This window comes from Nonomuraea sp. NPDC005650 (genome assembly GCF_040605375.1).
Taxonomy (GTDB): domain Bacteria; phylum Actinomycetota; class Actinomycetes; order Streptosporangiales; family Streptosporangiaceae; genus Nonomuraea.
Genome location: NZ_JBEXCR010000006.1, coordinates 134,253 through 147,973, shown reverse-complemented (window position 1 = coordinate 147,973; position 13,721 = coordinate 134,253). Strand labels below are relative to the sequence as shown.

16 protein-coding genes are annotated in these 13,721 nt (G+C 72.0%); 11 read left to right on the top strand and 5 right to left on the bottom strand.

Annotated features, from left to right (window positions below; translation table 11 throughout):
- Positions 1 to 23: 23 nt before the first annotated feature.
- Positions 24 to 1,001, bottom strand: coding sequence for a LacI family DNA-binding transcriptional regulator (locus ABZS69_RS12300; RefSeq protein ID WP_355370107.1), 978 nt, complete (start codon positions 999 to 1,001; stop codon positions 24 to 26).
- Positions 1,002 to 1,066: 65 nt separating this feature from the next.
- Positions 1,067 to 1,975 carry a glycoside hydrolase family 43 protein gene (locus ABZS69_RS12295; protein WP_355370105.1) on the bottom strand — a complete coding sequence of 303 codons (909 nt, stop codon included), beginning with the start codon at positions 1,973 to 1,975 and terminating at the stop codon, positions 1,067 to 1,069.
- 127 nt (positions 1,976 to 2,102) lie between these two features.
- On the opposite strand from ABZS69_RS12295, the gene ABZS69_RS12290 reads away from it, so the two are divergent.
- The 5 genes from ABZS69_RS12290 to ABZS69_RS12270 all read left to right on the top strand — a co-directional run bounded on the left by ABZS69_RS12290 (position 2,103) and on the right by ABZS69_RS12270 (position 6,373).
- The gene (locus ABZS69_RS12290) at positions 2,103 to 2,840 is read left to right on the top strand and encodes a response regulator transcription factor (RefSeq protein ID WP_355370103.1); all 738 of its coding nucleotides are present in this window, start codon (positions 2,103 to 2,105) and stop codon (positions 2,838 to 2,840) included.
- A gap of 136 nt (positions 2,841 to 2,976) precedes the next feature.
- Complete coding sequence (locus ABZS69_RS12285; RefSeq protein ID WP_355370101.1) at positions 2,977 to 4,194, top strand: cytochrome P450; 1,218 nt, start codon at positions 2,977 to 2,979, stop codon at positions 4,192 to 4,194.
- Between the two features lie 11 nt (positions 4,195 to 4,205).
- The gene (locus tag ABZS69_RS12280; RefSeq protein ID WP_355370656.1) at positions 4,206 to 4,403 is read left to right on the top strand and encodes a ferredoxin; all 198 of its coding nucleotides are present in this window, start codon (positions 4,206 to 4,208) and stop codon (positions 4,401 to 4,403) included.
- A 76-nt stretch (positions 4,404 to 4,479) separates the two neighbouring features.
- Positions 4,480 to 5,301: an SDR family oxidoreductase gene (locus ABZS69_RS12275; protein ID WP_355370099.1), complete on the top strand. Its 822-nt coding sequence runs from the start codon at positions 4,480 to 4,482 to the stop codon at positions 5,299 to 5,301.
- A gap of 193 nt (positions 5,302 to 5,494) precedes the next feature.
- Positions 5,495 to 6,373, top strand: a complete 879-nt coding sequence (locus ABZS69_RS12270) for an NAD(P)-dependent oxidoreductase (protein WP_355370097.1) — start codon at positions 5,495 to 5,497, stop codon at positions 6,371 to 6,373.
- A gap of 14 nt (positions 6,374 to 6,387) precedes the next feature.
- Here ABZS69_RS12270 and ABZS69_RS12265 read toward each other — a convergent pair whose 3' ends face one another.
- Together ABZS69_RS12265 and ABZS69_RS12260 are read right to left on the bottom strand one after the other, a co-directional pair.
- A complete protein-coding gene (locus tag ABZS69_RS12265) occupies positions 6,388 to 7,395 on the bottom strand; it encodes a GDSL-type esterase/lipase family protein (RefSeq protein ID WP_355370095.1) in 1,008 nt (335 codons plus the stop codon).
- A gap of 271 nt (positions 7,396 to 7,666) precedes the next feature.
- Positions 7,667 to 8,569 carry an NADP-dependent oxidoreductase gene (locus tag ABZS69_RS12260; protein WP_355370093.1) on the bottom strand — a complete coding sequence of 301 codons (903 nt, stop codon included), beginning with the start codon at positions 8,567 to 8,569 and terminating at the stop codon, positions 7,667 to 7,669.
- Between the two features lie 182 nt (positions 8,570 to 8,751).
- On the opposite strand from ABZS69_RS12260, the gene ABZS69_RS12255 reads away from it, so the two are divergent.
- The 6 genes from ABZS69_RS12255 (at position 8,752) to ABZS69_RS12230 (ending at position 13,178) form a co-directional block, all read left to right on the top strand.
- Positions 8,752 to 9,111 (top strand): helix-turn-helix domain-containing protein, encoded by a 360-nt coding sequence (locus tag ABZS69_RS12255; RefSeq protein ID WP_355370091.1) that lies wholly within the window; start codon positions 8,752 to 8,754, stop codon positions 9,109 to 9,111.
- Between the two features lie 104 nt (positions 9,112 to 9,215).
- On the top strand, positions 9,216 to 9,680 hold the full coding sequence (locus ABZS69_RS12250; protein WP_355370089.1) for an SPW repeat protein: 465 nt from the start codon (positions 9,216 to 9,218) through the stop codon (positions 9,678 to 9,680).
- 136 nt (positions 9,681 to 9,816) lie between these two features.
- Positions 9,817 to 10,359: a hypothetical protein gene (locus ABZS69_RS12245; RefSeq protein WP_355370087.1), complete on the top strand. Its 543-nt coding sequence runs from the start codon at positions 9,817 to 9,819 to the stop codon at positions 10,357 to 10,359.
- Positions 10,360 to 10,506: 147 nt separating this feature from the next.
- Positions 10,507 to 10,827: a plasmid stabilization protein gene (locus ABZS69_RS12240; protein WP_355370085.1), complete on the top strand. Its 321-nt coding sequence runs from the start codon at positions 10,507 to 10,509 to the stop codon at positions 10,825 to 10,827.
- A gap of 38 nt (positions 10,828 to 10,865) precedes the next feature.
- Positions 10,866 to 11,099 (top strand): hypothetical protein, encoded by a 234-nt coding sequence (locus tag ABZS69_RS12235; RefSeq protein WP_355370083.1) that lies wholly within the window; start codon positions 10,866 to 10,868, stop codon positions 11,097 to 11,099.
- A 123-nt stretch (positions 11,100 to 11,222) separates the two neighbouring features.
- On the top strand, positions 11,223 to 13,178 hold the full coding sequence (locus ABZS69_RS12230) for an endo-1,3-alpha-glucanase family glycosylhydrolase (protein WP_355370081.1): 1,956 nt from the start codon (positions 11,223 to 11,225) through the stop codon (positions 13,176 to 13,178).
- A 45-nt stretch (positions 13,179 to 13,223) separates the two neighbouring features.
- Here ABZS69_RS12230 and ABZS69_RS12225 read toward each other — a convergent pair whose 3' ends face one another.
- Complete coding sequence (locus ABZS69_RS12225) at positions 13,224 to 13,697, bottom strand: hypothetical protein (RefSeq protein ID WP_355370079.1); 474 nt, start codon at positions 13,695 to 13,697, stop codon at positions 13,224 to 13,226.
- Positions 13,698 to 13,721: the final 24 nt, after the last annotated feature.

Below are 13,721 nucleotides of genomic sequence, written 5' to 3'. Positions count from 1 at the left end.
GCTCGGGGCCGAGAGCCGGGGGCTCAGGTGGACGACCGCTGGATGACCCGGGGGTTGGCCGAGGCGTCGGTGTGGTGGGTGGGCTGGCCGGCCAGGCCGGCGACGATCGCGCCGGCGCGGTGGTGTGCCACGTCGTGCAGGTCGTAGCAGACGGTGGTGAGCGGCGGGGTCGCCAGCCGCGCGGTGGGGATGTCGTCGGCGCCGATGACGGCCAGGTCGGCGGGGATGGCGAGGCCGTGCTCGTGCAGGCCGGCGAGCACGGCGACGGCGGTTTCGTCGTTGAAGGCGCACACGCCGGTCACCCCCTGCTCGCGCCAGCCGGTGACGGCCTGCGCCGCGCTGGGGATCTCCAGGTGCACGGTCAGCGTCACGGGAGGTTCGAGTCCGGCCTGCGCGCAGGCCTCGGTGACGCCTTGGAGGCGTTCTTCGGCCATCGGCCGGAAGGCGGGGTGGCCGGGCAGCGCGTATCCCAGGCGCCGATGGCCGCGGTCGATGAGGTGTTCGGCCTGCAGGCGGCCGATGTGGCGCATGGGGGAGGCGTCCTCGGTCCCTGAGGGGAGCACGAGGTCGGCGCCGGCGCGGTGCAGGGCCTGGACGGTGTCCTGGTCGAAGGCGTAGAAGCCGACGACCACGGAGGCGTCGACGGCCGCGCACACGTCGGGCAGCGGCCGGCCCTGCGCGGCCGCGAGGTGGGTGACCAGCGTCAGGCCGTAGGCCGCCAGGGCGGTGGCCAGCTCTTCGACGAAGCGGCTGATGCCCGCTCCGATGGGCAGGTCGGGGATGGCCAGGAGCACAACGTCGCTGCGGCCGGCGGCCAGGGAGCGGGCGGAGGCGTGCGGGCGGTAGTCCAGGGACCGGGCGGCCTCCAGGACGCGGCGCCGGGTCTCCTCGGTGATCCTCATCCCGGGCTTGTCGTTGAGCACGAAGCTCACGGTGGCGCGGGAGACGCCGGCGGCGCGGGCGACGTCCGTGCTGGTGATCCGCTTGGCGGGCGACGGCATGCGGTCCTCTCGTCACACGGGAATGTCGTGTCCCATGGTAGGGCTCGGCCGGGTTACGCGTGTAATCAATGGTCTGGTCTCTCGGTGAGAGTGACGGTGAGCTCGTGCTCGACGAGCGGGTGGATGATCGCCCGCTCGTCGGGAGTGGTGTTCGGCTGGTGCAGGGTGAGCGCGAGCCGGCCGCCGCGGAGCCGTACGATCATGCCGTGCCCGCCGTCCGCGGACCACAGCGCCCGCTCCTCCTGCGTCCAGGGCCCGGTCACCTGTCCGGACGACGAGTGGGCGACGCCCATCGCATAGCCCTGCTCTCCGAAGCTGGACCAGACCATGAGCAGGTGCCCGCTGGTGAGGCGGAAGAGGAACGGGCCGTCGGTGACATAGGCGGGCAGCCTGCCGGCCACGGGGAGCGGCCTGGCCCACGGGGCGTCGGACGCGTTGAAGAGGAAGACGGGGGTGCCGGCCGGTTCGCGCAGGTCGCCGGTGAGGCGCTGGGCCCAGATCGCTCCGTCGTGGATCTGCGTCCACTCCTGGCAGAAGACGAGCCAGGGCTCGCCCGCGTCGTCGGCGAAGAGGCTGCCGTCGAGGCACTGCCACTTCCGCGGGGTGATCGCGCCGTCGCTCCACGGCGTGAACGGGCCCCGCGGGGCGTCCGCCACGAGCACCTGGGTCCCGCGGTAGCCGTCCGGAGCGGTGAAGGTGGCGAACATGAACCATCGGCCCCGGTGCTCATGCACCTCGGGCGCCCAGTACATGCCCTCGCTCCAGAAGCCCGCGGGCGGGCGGAACGCCTCGAACGGGCCTTCCCAGGTGCGCAGGTCCGAGCTGCGGTAGGCGTCGAAACCCGTGCCGGGGCCGGACCAGACGTTCCTGTCAGTGCTGCCGTAGAGCCAGTAGGCCGACGTCGAGCGGTCGTTGAGGATGAACGGGTCGCGGATCTGGATCTCGTCCAGGGTCAGCCGAACGTCGTCGGACATCGATGATCCTTTCGTCTCGTACGCTGGTAACGCGCGTTGCTAACGCGCGTTTGCATGCTACCAACGGCGGAGCGCGCAAGGGCGTAACCTGTCCGGGGGCGGGGGCCCCGCCGACCTGGGGAGGGTGATGTCGTTCCGAGGAGAGAGCCTTCACGCGTACGGCGAGGTCAGGGAGCGGGAGTCGCCCCCGCCTGGCCACCGCCTGCTCCTGATCGTTCCGGACCCGGAGTCCCGCGAATCGCTCGCCACGCGGCTCGGGGCGGCCGGCTACCACGTCACGTCGGTGGGGACCGGTGCCGCCGCGATGGCCGAGCTCGGTGACCGGCACTTCGACCTGCTGCTCGTCGACGTCGACATTCCGGACCTGCACGACCTCGCCCGCGACCGGCCCCGCCTCGTGGCGCGGCCGCCCATCATCTGCATGATCACCTGCGACGCGCTGGAGCCGCTGCTGCCCGAGGTGGGCATCGAGGTGGAGGACTACGTCACCAAGCCCTGCCGGGACGCCGAGCTCCTCGCTCGGGTGCGGGTGCTGCTGCGGGGCAGGCAGGCGTCGCCGCGGCCGTGCGTGCTGCGGCACGGCGACCTCGTCCTGGACGAGATCGTCTACCAGGCGTGGCGAGGCGAGCGGCGGCTGGAGGTCACCCCGGCCGAGTACCGGCTGCTTCGACTCCTGCTGCTCAACACCGGTTGCGTCCTGTCCAAGGAGCAGCTCGCCCTGCACGTGTGGGACGAGCCCAGGGGCGTCAACGCCATCGAGCGGCTGGTGTCGCGGCTGCGCCAGAAGGTCGACGAGACCGCGCCGGCCCTGATCCACACCAGGCGCGGCTTCGGTTACTGGCTGGGAGAAGCCGGACGGATGTGACCTGCGTCACGTCCGGCTTTTGTCAGGTTACTGTCCGGGCCGCGTCAGGTTGGCCTGTTTGCATGGGTTCATCGTCTTCGCGCCACCAGGGTGATCCCTTCTACGGGACCGTGGCGACGATCCCTTGAGGAGACCCATGCCTGGAACGACCCCCTTGCCCGACTACCCGATGACCCGGGAGCCGGCCTGTCCCTTCGCGCCCGCCCCCGCGGTGCGCGCCATGACCCGGGAGGACCCGGTGGGGAAGGTGCGCATCTGGGACGGCAGCACGCCGTGGTTCATCACCCGGCACGCCGACCAGCGGGCGCTGCTCAACGACCCGCGCCTGAGCATCGACGAGAAGCGGCCCGGCTACCCGCACATGACCCGCAGCCGCGCGGCGTCCGCCCCGCACCACCCGGCGCTGATCACCAACACGGACCCGCCGGAGCACACCCGCCTGCGCCGCACCGTCAACGCGCCGTTCATGGTCAAACGGGTCGAGGCGCTGCGGCCCCGCATCCAGCAGGTCCTCGACGGCCTCATCGACGACCTGCTCGCCGGGCCGAACCCGGCCGACCTCGTCCAGGCGCTCGGGCTTCCGGTGCCGACCGTGGTCATCACCGAGATCCTCGGCGCGCCGTACGAGGATCACGAGCTGTTCCAGACCAACAGCCACACGCTGGTCAGCCACGAGTCGACGCCCGAGCAGGCGCAGGAGGCCGGCCGGATCCTGGGCGGATACCTCAGCGCCCTGTTCGACAGGAAGACGGCCGAGCCGGGCGACGACGTGCTGTCCGAGATGGCCGGCCGGGTCAAGGCGGGGGAGATGACCCGGGTGGAGGCCATCACCATGGCCAACGCCATCCTCATCGCCGGCCACGAGACCAGCGCCAACATGATCTCGCTGGGCACGCTCGCGCTGCTGCGGAACCCGGACCAACTGGCCCTGCTGCGGGAGAACGGCGACGACCCGAAGTTCGTGGCGGGCGCCGTCGAGGAGCTGCTGCGCTATCTGACCATCGTGCACAGCGGAATCCGGCGCATCGCGAACGAGGACATCGAGCTGCACGGCAAGGTCATCAAAGCCGGCGACGGCGTCATCTTCGACCTGGGTGGCGCGAACTGGGACGGCGCGGAGTTCCCCGGCCCCGACCGCCTCGACCTGACCCGGCCCGCCCGCCAGCATCACGCCTTCGGCTACGGCGCCCACCAGTGCCTGGGCCAGTCACTGGCCCGGGTGGAGCTGCAGGTCGTCTACGGCACCCTCTACCGGCGGGTGCCGACCCTCGCTCTGGCGGTGCCGTTCGAGCAGGTCGAGTTCGCGATGGAAGGCGTCGCGTACGGGCTCAGGTCGCTGCCGGTCACGTGGTGAGGGAGATGACGATGCGAGTGGAGTTCGACGAACCCAGGTGCGTGGCCGCCGGGCAGTGCGCGATGGTCGCCCCCGACGTCTTCGACCAGCGCGAGGACGACGGTGTGGCCGTCGTCCTGGACGCCGAGCCCGGCCCGGACCATCACGACCAGGTACGCGAGGCGGCGGCGGTCTGCCCGGCCGCCGCGATCCGCCTGGTGGAGCGGTGAACCGGGCCGTGGTCGCAAGCGCGTCGGCGGTCCGCCCGGGGCGGCAGGCCATCTCCACCTCACCCGAGGAGCAGCAATGACCGGAACCGACGTCGTGGTGGTCACCGGCGCGGGCGGCATGGGCACGGCCGTCGCCCGGCGCATCGGCAGCGGCCGCACGCTCATCCTGGCCGACGCCTTCCCCGACGCCCTGGAGCGGGCCGTCGCCGGCCTGCGCGCCGAGGGGTACGACGCCAAGGGGCAGCTCACCGACGTCTCCGACGCCCGGTCGGTGGCCGAGCTCGCCGTCGCCGCGGCGGCGGAGGGGCGCATCGGCGCGGTCGTCCACACCGCCGGCGTCTCCGCGGCCACCTCGACGGTGCGGAAGATCATGGAGGTGGACCTGGCCGGCACCGCGCACGTCATCGACGCGTTCGAGCCGGTGGCCACGCGGGGCACCTCGCTGGTCTGCGTGGCCAGCATGGCCGGCCACTACGCGAGCCTGAGCCCCGAGGACGAGCGGGCCCTCGCCACGGTGCCCAGCGGCGACCTGCTCTCCCTCGACGTGATCGCCTCGGTGGGGGACGACCCGGTGGCGGCGTACATCCTCGCCAAACGCGGCAACCAGGTCCGTGCCCAGGCCGCGGCCCTGGCGTGGAACCGGCGCGGCGCCCGCGTCAACACCGTCAGCCCCGGGGTGATCTCCACCGCGATGGCCAAGGCCGAGGCGGAGTCGGCCTCCGGCGACCACATGATGGCGATGCTCGACGCCTGCGGCGCCGGCCGCACCGGCACGCCCGCCGAGATCGCCGAGGTGGTGGCGTTCCTGACCGGTCCGGGATCGCTCTACATCACCGGCACCGACCTCCTCGTCGACGGCGGCCAGGCCGCCTGGCTGCGCTGGCACCGCCCGCGATAGCCCCGCGCTTCGGCGGACGGCTCCAAGGGGGCGCGGCCGGTCGATCCTCCCGAACGAGCCGGGGTGTGAAGGGCACGTGGCGATGGCGACGACGTCGGGGGAAGGACCACCTGTCATGGGGCCATTACCGGCGCTTGGCCGGCGTCGGGAAGGGTCTGGACAGCGTCGTACGACCAGACAGGAGGCCGACGTCATGACCGACAACCTCACCGTGAGCGTTCTGGGCACCGGGATCATGGGCGCCGCGATGGCCCGCAACCTCGCCCGCGCGGGGCATGCCGTACGCGCCTGGAACCGCAGCCGGGACAAGGCCGAACCGCTGGCCGCCGAGGGGGCGCACGTCGCCGACACGCCCGCCGACGCGGTACGCGGCGCCGACGTCGTGCTCACCATGCTCTACGACGGCCCCGCCGTGCTGGAGGTGATGCGGCAGGCCGCGCCCGCCCTGCGCCCCGGCGTCGCGTGGGTGCAGTCGACCACCGCGGGCCTCGACGCGGTCGGCGAGCTGGCGGCGTTCGCCCGCGAGCACGGGCTGGTCTTCTACGACGCGCCCGTGCTCGGCACCCGCCAGCCCGCCGAGGCCGGGCAGCTGCTCGTCCTGGCGGCGGGACCCGGCGCGGGCAGGCAGGCGGTGACGCCGGTGTTCGACGCCGTCGGGGCGCGCACCGTGTGGACCGGCGAGGACGGCGCGGCCGCCGGCGCCACCCGGCTCAAGCTCGTGGCCAACAGCTGGGTCCTCGCGGTCAACAACGCGGCCGGCGAGGTCCTGGCCCTGGCCAAGGCGCTGGGCGTGGACCCGCAGGGCTTCTTCGACGCCGTCGGCGGCGGCCCCCTGGACATGGGCTACCTGCGTGCCAAGACCGGCCTGATCCTGGAGGACCGCCTCACGCCGCCCAGCTTCGCCGTCACCACCGCCGCCAAGGACGCCCGCCTGATCGTCGAGGCGGGGCGGCGGCACGGCGTCCGCCTCGACGGCGCCGCCGCCGGCGCAGAACGGCTGGACCGGGCCGCCGCCCAGGGCCACGGCGACGAGGACATGGCCGCCGCCTACTACGCCAGCTTCGACGGCTGAGCTGCCGCGCGGGCTCAGAGCCTGGCGCTGATGATCGGTGCCAGGCGATCGGCGATGACCACGTGGCCGCTGTCGTTCGGGTGGACGTTGTCGGACATGTTCGCGCTGGTCAGCCAGCCCTCGGTGGGGACGTAGTAGACGTTGGCGTCGCCCGCGGAGTTGCGGGCGGCGACCGCGGCCCGCGTCTGCGCGGCGTACCGCCGGGTGAAGGTCTCCAGCGCGAAGACCGCCGCCCCCGGGTACGCCGCCCTGACCTCCTGCAGCAGGTGGGTGTAGGAGGTCTGGAAGGTGGTGGTGCTCACGCCGTGCCCCACGTCGTTGGTGCCCAGGTTGATCACGACCGCGTTGGCCTGGTAGCGGGAGAAGTCCCAGCTCGGGGTGTCGGCGTTGGGGTTGAGCTTGGGGAAGCGGGCCTCCAGGCCGACGCAGCCGTCCGCGGTCGCCACCAGGCAGGCGCCGCCCTGGGCGACCTGGGTGTGCCTGGCCCCGAGGCGCTCGCCGATGAGCCAGCCGTAGGCGGTCAGGGCGTTCTTGGAGGTGGTCGTCCCGACGGTGATGGAGTCGCCGACGAACTCGATCAGCTTGGGCGGGGCCGCGATCGCGTACGTCGTGGCCCCCGGGTCGAGCACGAGGCCCTGGAAGACGGCGTCACCGTGGTAGGACCCGGCGACGACCCGGTAGGAGACGCGTAAGGTGTGGTTTCCCGCGGCCAGCGGCGCCGGGGTGAGGTTGACCGTGCCGCGGACGTTCTGGATGTAGGCCCAGGCGCCGCCGTCGATGCTGTAGTACAGGTCGATGGTGTTGCGCTGGCTCAGCTTGACCGTCCTGCCGGTGAAGCCGGTGGTGAGGTAGGCGCCCGCCCAGTACGGCACGTACGCGGTGGAGACGGAGGCGTCCCAGCGCCCGGTGAAGGAGAGGTTGGGGTCGGTGGGGGAGCCGTCGCCCCGCGCCGCCTCGGCCCGCGGCGTGATCGCCGTGACCAGGGCGACGATGAGCGCGCTCAGCAGCAGTCGTGTCCTCATGAGAGTCCGATCTTGGGGGCGGCGAAGGGGGCGGCGAAGGGGGCGAGGCGGTCGGCGAGGGGGCGCGCGCACCAGTTGACTCGACGTCATGAACGATCGTCAACGAGATCGTTCGCGCGGCCCCCGACGGCCCGCCTCCGGGCAGGTCAGCGGCGAGTTCCCGGTGAAAGGTTCATCGCCGGGAAGGCCGGCAGCGCGGGCACGCAGCCGGCCTCCCTGCCCGCCCTGTCCCGTCCCATCCCGTCCCTGAGCCGTGGTCGAGGGCGTCTGCTCAGATCAGGACGGCGAGTTTGCCGACGGTTCCGGCGGTGAAGTCGATGATCGCGCGCGGCGCCTCGGCCAGCGGGTAGGTGCGGGCCACCGGTACGCGCAGGCGCCCCTCGGCCGCGTCGGCGGCGAGCCTGGCCAGGGTGTCCGGGTTAGGGTCGGCCATCACCGCCGTGGCCTTGACGTCGTCGGGCGCGTACTGCAGGGTCGAGGCCAGCCGCCCGCCGTCGGCCAGCAGGGCGGCGACCGCCGGGCCGTCGCCGGCCAGGTGCAGCGCGGCATCCACCCCGCCCGGCGCGATCGCGCGTACCCGCGCCGGCAGGTCCGCGGGGTCGACGGCCCAGGCGGCGCCCAGGCCGGTGACGAAGGCGGCCTCGGCTCCGGGCCGGGCGGTGGCGATCACCCTGGCGCCGCGCGCGGCGGCCAGTTGGACGGCGAAGGCGCCCACGCCGCCGGTCGCGCCCGAGATCAGGACGGTCTCCCCCGGCTGCGGGGCGACGGCGTCGACGGCGTTGAGCGCGGCGGTCCCGGCCAGGCCCAGCACACCCGCGCGCGGGTGGCCGAGCCCTTCAGGGATCCTGGCCAGGCCGTACTGCCCGCTCACCACCACGTACTCGGCGAAGCCGCCCTGGCCCAGGGACGGGCGCATGACCACGCCGAACACGTCCTCGCCCGGCGCCAGGCCGGTCACGCCGTCGCCGACGGCCGCCACGGTGCCGGCGAAGTCCTTGCCGAGGACGACCGGGAACTCGTGGTCGAGCACGTCCTTGAGATGACCGCCGAGCACGCCCAGGTCGAAGCCGTTGACCGAGGAGGCCAGCACCCGGACCAGCACCTCGCCAGGACCCGGTTCCGGCACGGGCAGCTCGGTGGCCTCCAGACCGGCGCCGAAGTCGGTGAAAGCCATGGCACGCATGATGATCACTCCGTTTCTGTGGAAGCTGTGGCGGCCCGCCCGCAGCCGAGGGGCGCGCGGCGATCGCAACAGCACTTTCTGTGCGCTGGTTACTTCTTGTGCGCGCGTCGAGTCTGGTCCAGAATGCCGCCATGGCGGAAGAAGGCACTTTGACCCGCGCAAGGCACATCGATGTGCGTGAAACGGTCGGCGAGAACACCCCGGGCTGTCAGCTGCGCGACATCCTCGACCGCGTCGGGGACAAGTGGAGTGTGCTGGTGCTGCACCTGCTCGGCGACGGGCCCAAGCGCTATTCCGAGCTGCGGCGGGCCATCGAGGGCATCTCCCAGCGCATGCTCACCCTCACCCTGCGCAGCCTGGAGCGCGACGGCCTGGTGGAGCGCACCGTCACCCCCACCTCGCCGCCGCGGGTGGACTACGCCCTGACCCCGGTCGGCGCGACGCTCTCCACCGAGGTCGCCGGACTCATCGCCTGGGCCGAGCGGCACCGCGAGTACGTGGCCGCCTCCCGCGTGCGCTACGACGCGTCGTAACCGGCCCGGCCCCCGCCTGCCGCGATTTGGGCAAATGTTGACCCGGGCGGGCGCGTCGGCGTGACCGTGGGGGAAGGGGTTTCGTATCCATACCTCCACGCGGCATGAGGAAGGTGGTGTGCGACATGGCTGAAAGTCCGCTCCATCCGAAACTCGACATGGGTCAGCACCCCGACATAGCGGCCCTGCGAGCTCAATACGATTTGGCTGCGCAGAGTCCGTCGGGGCAGTCCGTCAGCGGGCTGGCCTTTCTGAGCGGTCTCTACCTCGCCATCTCGCCATGGGTGGTGGGATTCTTCGGGCACACGCCCCTGACCGTCAACAATCTGATCACCGGTATCGCTGTCGCGCTGCTCGCGGCCGGGATTGCCTCGGCTTACGGCCGGATACACGGACTGGCGTGGGTCATGCCGGTCATCGGTGTCTGGACGATCATCGCCCCGTGGGTGCTGCCCCCGCACACTGCCAGCGGTGGCACGATCGTCAACAACGTCATCACGGGGATAGTCGTCGCCGCATGCGGCGCGGCCTGTGCTGTGCTCGGCACAATGTCCAAACATCGGCGTTGACGCTTCCTGCGGGCCATCCGGGTCCGCGTCGAGAAGCGGCTCGCTGCCGACTGCGTCCCGTCTCGGGGAGGAGAAGGGGACGCAGTCGGCTGTCCGGCCAACTGATTGTCCGGGCACCGGGACCGGGGTGACAGGGGTGGATTCGGCGCGGCGGCCGCGTCCGGAGGCGTTCGCGTTCGTCATGGCCACCGGGATCTTGTCCGAGGCGCTGGACAGGAGCGGCACGCGGGTGGCCTCCGCGGCGCTGCTGGCGGTGGCAGTGGCCGGCTTCGTGGCGTTGTCGCTGGCGGGAGCCGGCTTCGTGGTGCCGTCGCCGGCGTACAGATGGCGGCCGGCTCGCGGGCGCACGCGGGCGTACAGGTGGGGGCCGGCGCGCGGGCGCACGAGGGCGGCGGGCGATCTCCTCGGGGCGGGCGGTTTCGCCTGCCTGACCGTCGCGGCGGCCTCGAACGTGCTGGCGAGCCGGATCCTGGCGACCGGCCGCATCGGTGTCGCCGCGGCGCTCACGGCGTTCGGCGCGGCGGTCTGGGTGGTGCTCGGCTACGGCGTGCCGCTCCGGCTGATCAGCGCCGGCGACCGTCAGCGGGTGAACGGCACCTGGTTCATGTGGGTGGTCGGCACCCAGTCCGTCGCGGTCGCCACGGCGAGCTCGGGCGCTCCACCGGAACGTGGTGGATGACCGCGCCGGGCGACGGGGAGACCTGGCTCGCCGCCGCCGTCGCCATGATCAGAGCCTCGTACGGCTTGCTGACGCGCGAACGGTGAGCGATTGTTTCGGGGGTTTCCGTGGGGTAGGTGGGCAGGGAAAAGCCGGAAGGGGGAAGACATGCCTCGGGGATCGAGCCGGAAACGGGAACGGCAGTACGAACACATCAGGGAAAGCGTCAAGCAGCGGGGCGGGAGCGAAAAGCGGGCCAAGGAGATCGCGGCCCGGACGGTGAACAAGGAACGCGCCAGGGCCGGTGAGTCGCGCACCGCCAGCCGCACCTCGACCCAGGACATCTCCTCAAGCCGGCGCGGCGGGCTGCGCTCGCACACCGGAGCGGGCGGCCGTACGCGGGACCAGCTCTACGCGGAGGCCAGGCGCCGCGACATCAAGGGCCGCTCGAAGATGAGCAAGGCGCAGCTGGAGAAGGCCCTCGGCTAGCCGCCGAAGGCCGGGTCGTCGATCGAAGGAGCGGCATCATGGTTGCCAAGCCCGTTGACGCACGCCGTACGCGGATCGTGGTGCCCGGGGTGGGCACGGTCGTCCTGCCGCCGTCCGAGCACCTCATCTTCTACGCGGTCCTTCTCGCGCTGGGAGCGCTGGAGATCGTGGAATGGCCGGTCGTGGGCATCGTCGCCATCGGCCACCTGCTGGCCGGCCAGCATCGGTTCCCCAGGCTGCAGGAGGTGGGGGAGGCCGCGCAGTCGGCCTGAGCCCGGAGGCCGCATAACCCGATTTATCAGGAAATCGTGATCTGACGCAGGACCTTGATCCATCCTTGGCCGTGCAAGGCGGCCCTGCCGAGGCGGGGCCGTACCGTAAGCCAAGGGAGTTTCATGGCCAACCGATATCGGTCGTTATGGGCGGCGATGGCGGGCATCGCCACGCTGGCAACCGCCGCCGTGGCCCCGGTGCAGGCGTCCGCCGTCACCCCCGTCGGGAGGACGTTCGCCGCGGCCGAGGACGTGTTCGTCAGCCAGGCCGAGCCGGCCAAGAGCTTCGCGACCGCGACCTGGCTGAGCGTGTGCGGCACCGGGTGCGGCAGCGCCACCGCCGGGCAGCGCGCCGCCCTGGCCCGCTTCAAGGTCACCGGCATCCCGAGCGACGCCGAGGACGTGAAGGTCACGCTGGAGGTGGTCTCGGCCCGGACGACGGACACCACCGTCTCCGTCCGCCCGGTCACGGGCGCCTGGAGCCAGGCGGCCACCACCTGGACCAGCCGCCCGGCGCTCGACGCGCCGGTCGTCGCCTCGCACACCGGCTTCACCGCGGGCGCGACGGCCAAGCTGGACGTCTCGTCGGCGGTCCAGGGTGACGGCACGTACGCGTTCGCCCTGACCGGGACCGACGCCACCACGACCGTGCTGATGTCCTCGCGCGAGAGCGGGAACCGGGGACCGAAACTCGCCGTCACCTACACCGAGGGCACCGGCGGCGGGCAGACCGATGGGCCGCTGCCCTTCACCCTGCCCGGTACGGCGGCGCTGCGGGCCTCGGCCAAGAAGGTGTTCGCGCACTACTTCACCCCGTATCCGATCTCCCTGGACAACCAGGCCCCGGCCGGCGACTACTACGCCAGGAACTACCTCATGCCGGACGGCGAGAGCGGCAAACACGCCGCCTACGGCGGGCTGCTGCGCGACCGGCCGCTGGGGCGCGACCCGATCGCCGGCGACTACGCCCTGGCCGACCTCAAGACCGAGGTGAAGCAGGCGATCGCCGCCGGGCTGGACGGCTTCACCGTCGACATCCTCTCCGTGAGCAGCGCGCAGTGGACGCGGGCGCAGAACCTCGTCAAGGCGGCCGAGGCCGTGGACCCCGGGTTCAAGATCGTGCTCATGCCGGACATGAACGGCCTGGCCTCGGTGGACAGCGCCGCCTTCGCCGCCGCCATGGCCAAGCTGGCCGCCTCCAAGTCGGTCTACCGGCTGGCCGACGGTCGGCTGGTCGTCGCGCCGTTCAAGGCCGAGGGCCGCACCGCCGCCTGGTGGTCGGACTGGATGAAGACCATGGAGACGCAGCACGACATCAAGGTTGCCCTGGTGCCCACGTTCGTCGACTTCAACAAGTACCGCGACGCCTTCGCCTCCATCAGCTACGGCTTCTCGAACTGGGGCAGCCGCAGCCCCGCGGCCAACGCCGGCCTGAAGACGAACATCGACCGCGCCCACGGCATGGACAAGATCTGGATGCAGCCGGTGTCCGTCCAGGACGAGCGGCCCAACCAGAGCGTGTTCGACGAGGCGGGCAACACCGAGAACCTGCGGGCCACCTGGAAGGGGGCGATCGACGGCAAGGCGGACTGGGTGCAGCTGACGACCTGGAACGACTATTCGGAGAACACCCAGTTCGCGCCGTCCAGGAACGCGGGCTGGACTTATCTGGATATCAACGCCTATTACCTGACCTGCTACAAGCTCGGCTGCCCGAAGATCACCAATGACACGGTGTACCTGACGCACCGGGTCCAGCCGGTCGCGGCCGAGCCGTCGTACGCGCAGACCAAGCTGATGAAGCTGCGCGCGGGCAGCACGGCGGCCCGCGACACGGTCGAGGTGCTGACCATGCTGACCGCGGCGGGCAAGGTGTCGGTGACGGTAGGCGGTGCGACGCAGAGCTACGACGCGCCCGCGGGGGTGTCGGCCAAGACGTTCCCGCTGAAGGCGGGCACGGCTTCGGCCTCGGTCACCAGGAGTTCGGCGACGATGGCGAAGGTGGTCTCGCCGTACACGATCAGCTCGACGCCGTACGTGCAGGACCTGCACTACCGCGCGGTCTCCAGCGAACGCTGACGCGCCGGATCCCCGGGCCGCGGGTGCCCGGGGATCCGGCCCCTCTCAGGCGCGCAGCCGCTCCAGGCGGAGCGTGCCGCGCAGCAGAGGGCGCGCCGCCAGGGCCACGAGCACCGCGGCGAGAACCCCGATGCCCGCCATGGCCACGGCCCTGGCGGCCGCCCAGCCGAGCCACCGCACCTGGTAGACGTCGGTGAGGGACAGGACCACCACCGCGACTCCCGCGACGGCCGTCACGGCGCAGATCGGCAGCGCGGCGATGACCGCCTGCTGGGCTCCGGCCCCCGCGCCGAAGAACACCGTCAGGCCCACTACGGACAGGGCCCTGGCCCAGGCCCTCGGATCCGCCTCGACCAGCAGCGCTTCCGCCGACCGCGCCCGCCGACCGACCCGGCGGGCGTACGCCCTGATCACCCAGGTCGCGGCCAGGGTCACGCCGAACAGCAGCAGCACCAGCCCGGCCGCCATGGCCACCGCGGACCCGTACGGACCGACGAGCGGGAAACGGCCCTTCACCACGGCTCCGAATGATCGCAACTATAC

Excerpts from the sequence above, each read along its gene's own strand:
- ABZS69_RS12300 (WP_355370107.1), bottom strand. The coding sequence starts at position 1,001 with ATGCCGTCGCCCGCCAAGCGGATCACCAGCACGGACGTCGCCCGCGCC.
- ABZS69_RS12270 (WP_355370097.1), top strand. The coding sequence starts at position 5,495 with ATGACCGACAACCTCACCGTGAGCGTTCTGGGCACCGGGATCATGGGC.
- ABZS69_RS12295 (WP_355370105.1), bottom strand. The coding sequence starts at position 1,975 with ATGTCCGACGACGTTCGGCTGACCCTGGACGAGATCCAGATCCGCGAC.
- ABZS69_RS12265 (WP_355370095.1), bottom strand. The coding sequence starts at position 7,395 with ATGAGGACACGACTGCTGCTGAGCGCGCTCATCGTCGCCCTGGTCACG.
- ABZS69_RS12260 (WP_355370093.1), bottom strand. The coding sequence starts at position 8,569 with ATGGCTTTCACCGACTTCGGCGCCGGTCTGGAGGCCACCGAGCTGCCC.
- ABZS69_RS12235 (WP_355370083.1), top strand. The coding sequence starts at position 10,866 with ATGGTTGCCAAGCCCGTTGACGCACGCCGTACGCGGATCGTGGTGCCC.
- ABZS69_RS12285 (WP_355370101.1), top strand. The coding sequence starts at position 2,977 with ATGCCTGGAACGACCCCCTTGCCCGACTACCCGATGACCCGGGAGCCG.
- ABZS69_RS12280 (WP_355370656.1), top strand. The coding sequence starts at position 4,206 with ATGCGAGTGGAGTTCGACGAACCCAGGTGCGTGGCCGCCGGGCAGTGC.
- ABZS69_RS12230 (WP_355370081.1), top strand. The coding sequence starts at position 11,223 with ATGGCCAACCGATATCGGTCGTTATGGGCGGCGATGGCGGGCATCGCC.
- ABZS69_RS12290 (WP_355370103.1), top strand. The coding sequence starts at position 2,103 with ATGTCGTTCCGAGGAGAGAGCCTTCACGCGTACGGCGAGGTCAGGGAG.
- ABZS69_RS12240 (WP_355370085.1), top strand. The coding sequence starts at position 10,507 with ATGCCTCGGGGATCGAGCCGGAAACGGGAACGGCAGTACGAACACATC.
- ABZS69_RS12275 (WP_355370099.1), top strand. The coding sequence starts at position 4,480 with ATGACCGGAACCGACGTCGTGGTGGTCACCGGCGCGGGCGGCATGGGC.
- ABZS69_RS12250 (WP_355370089.1), top strand. The coding sequence starts at position 9,216 with ATGAGGAAGGTGGTGTGCGACATGGCTGAAAGTCCGCTCCATCCGAAA.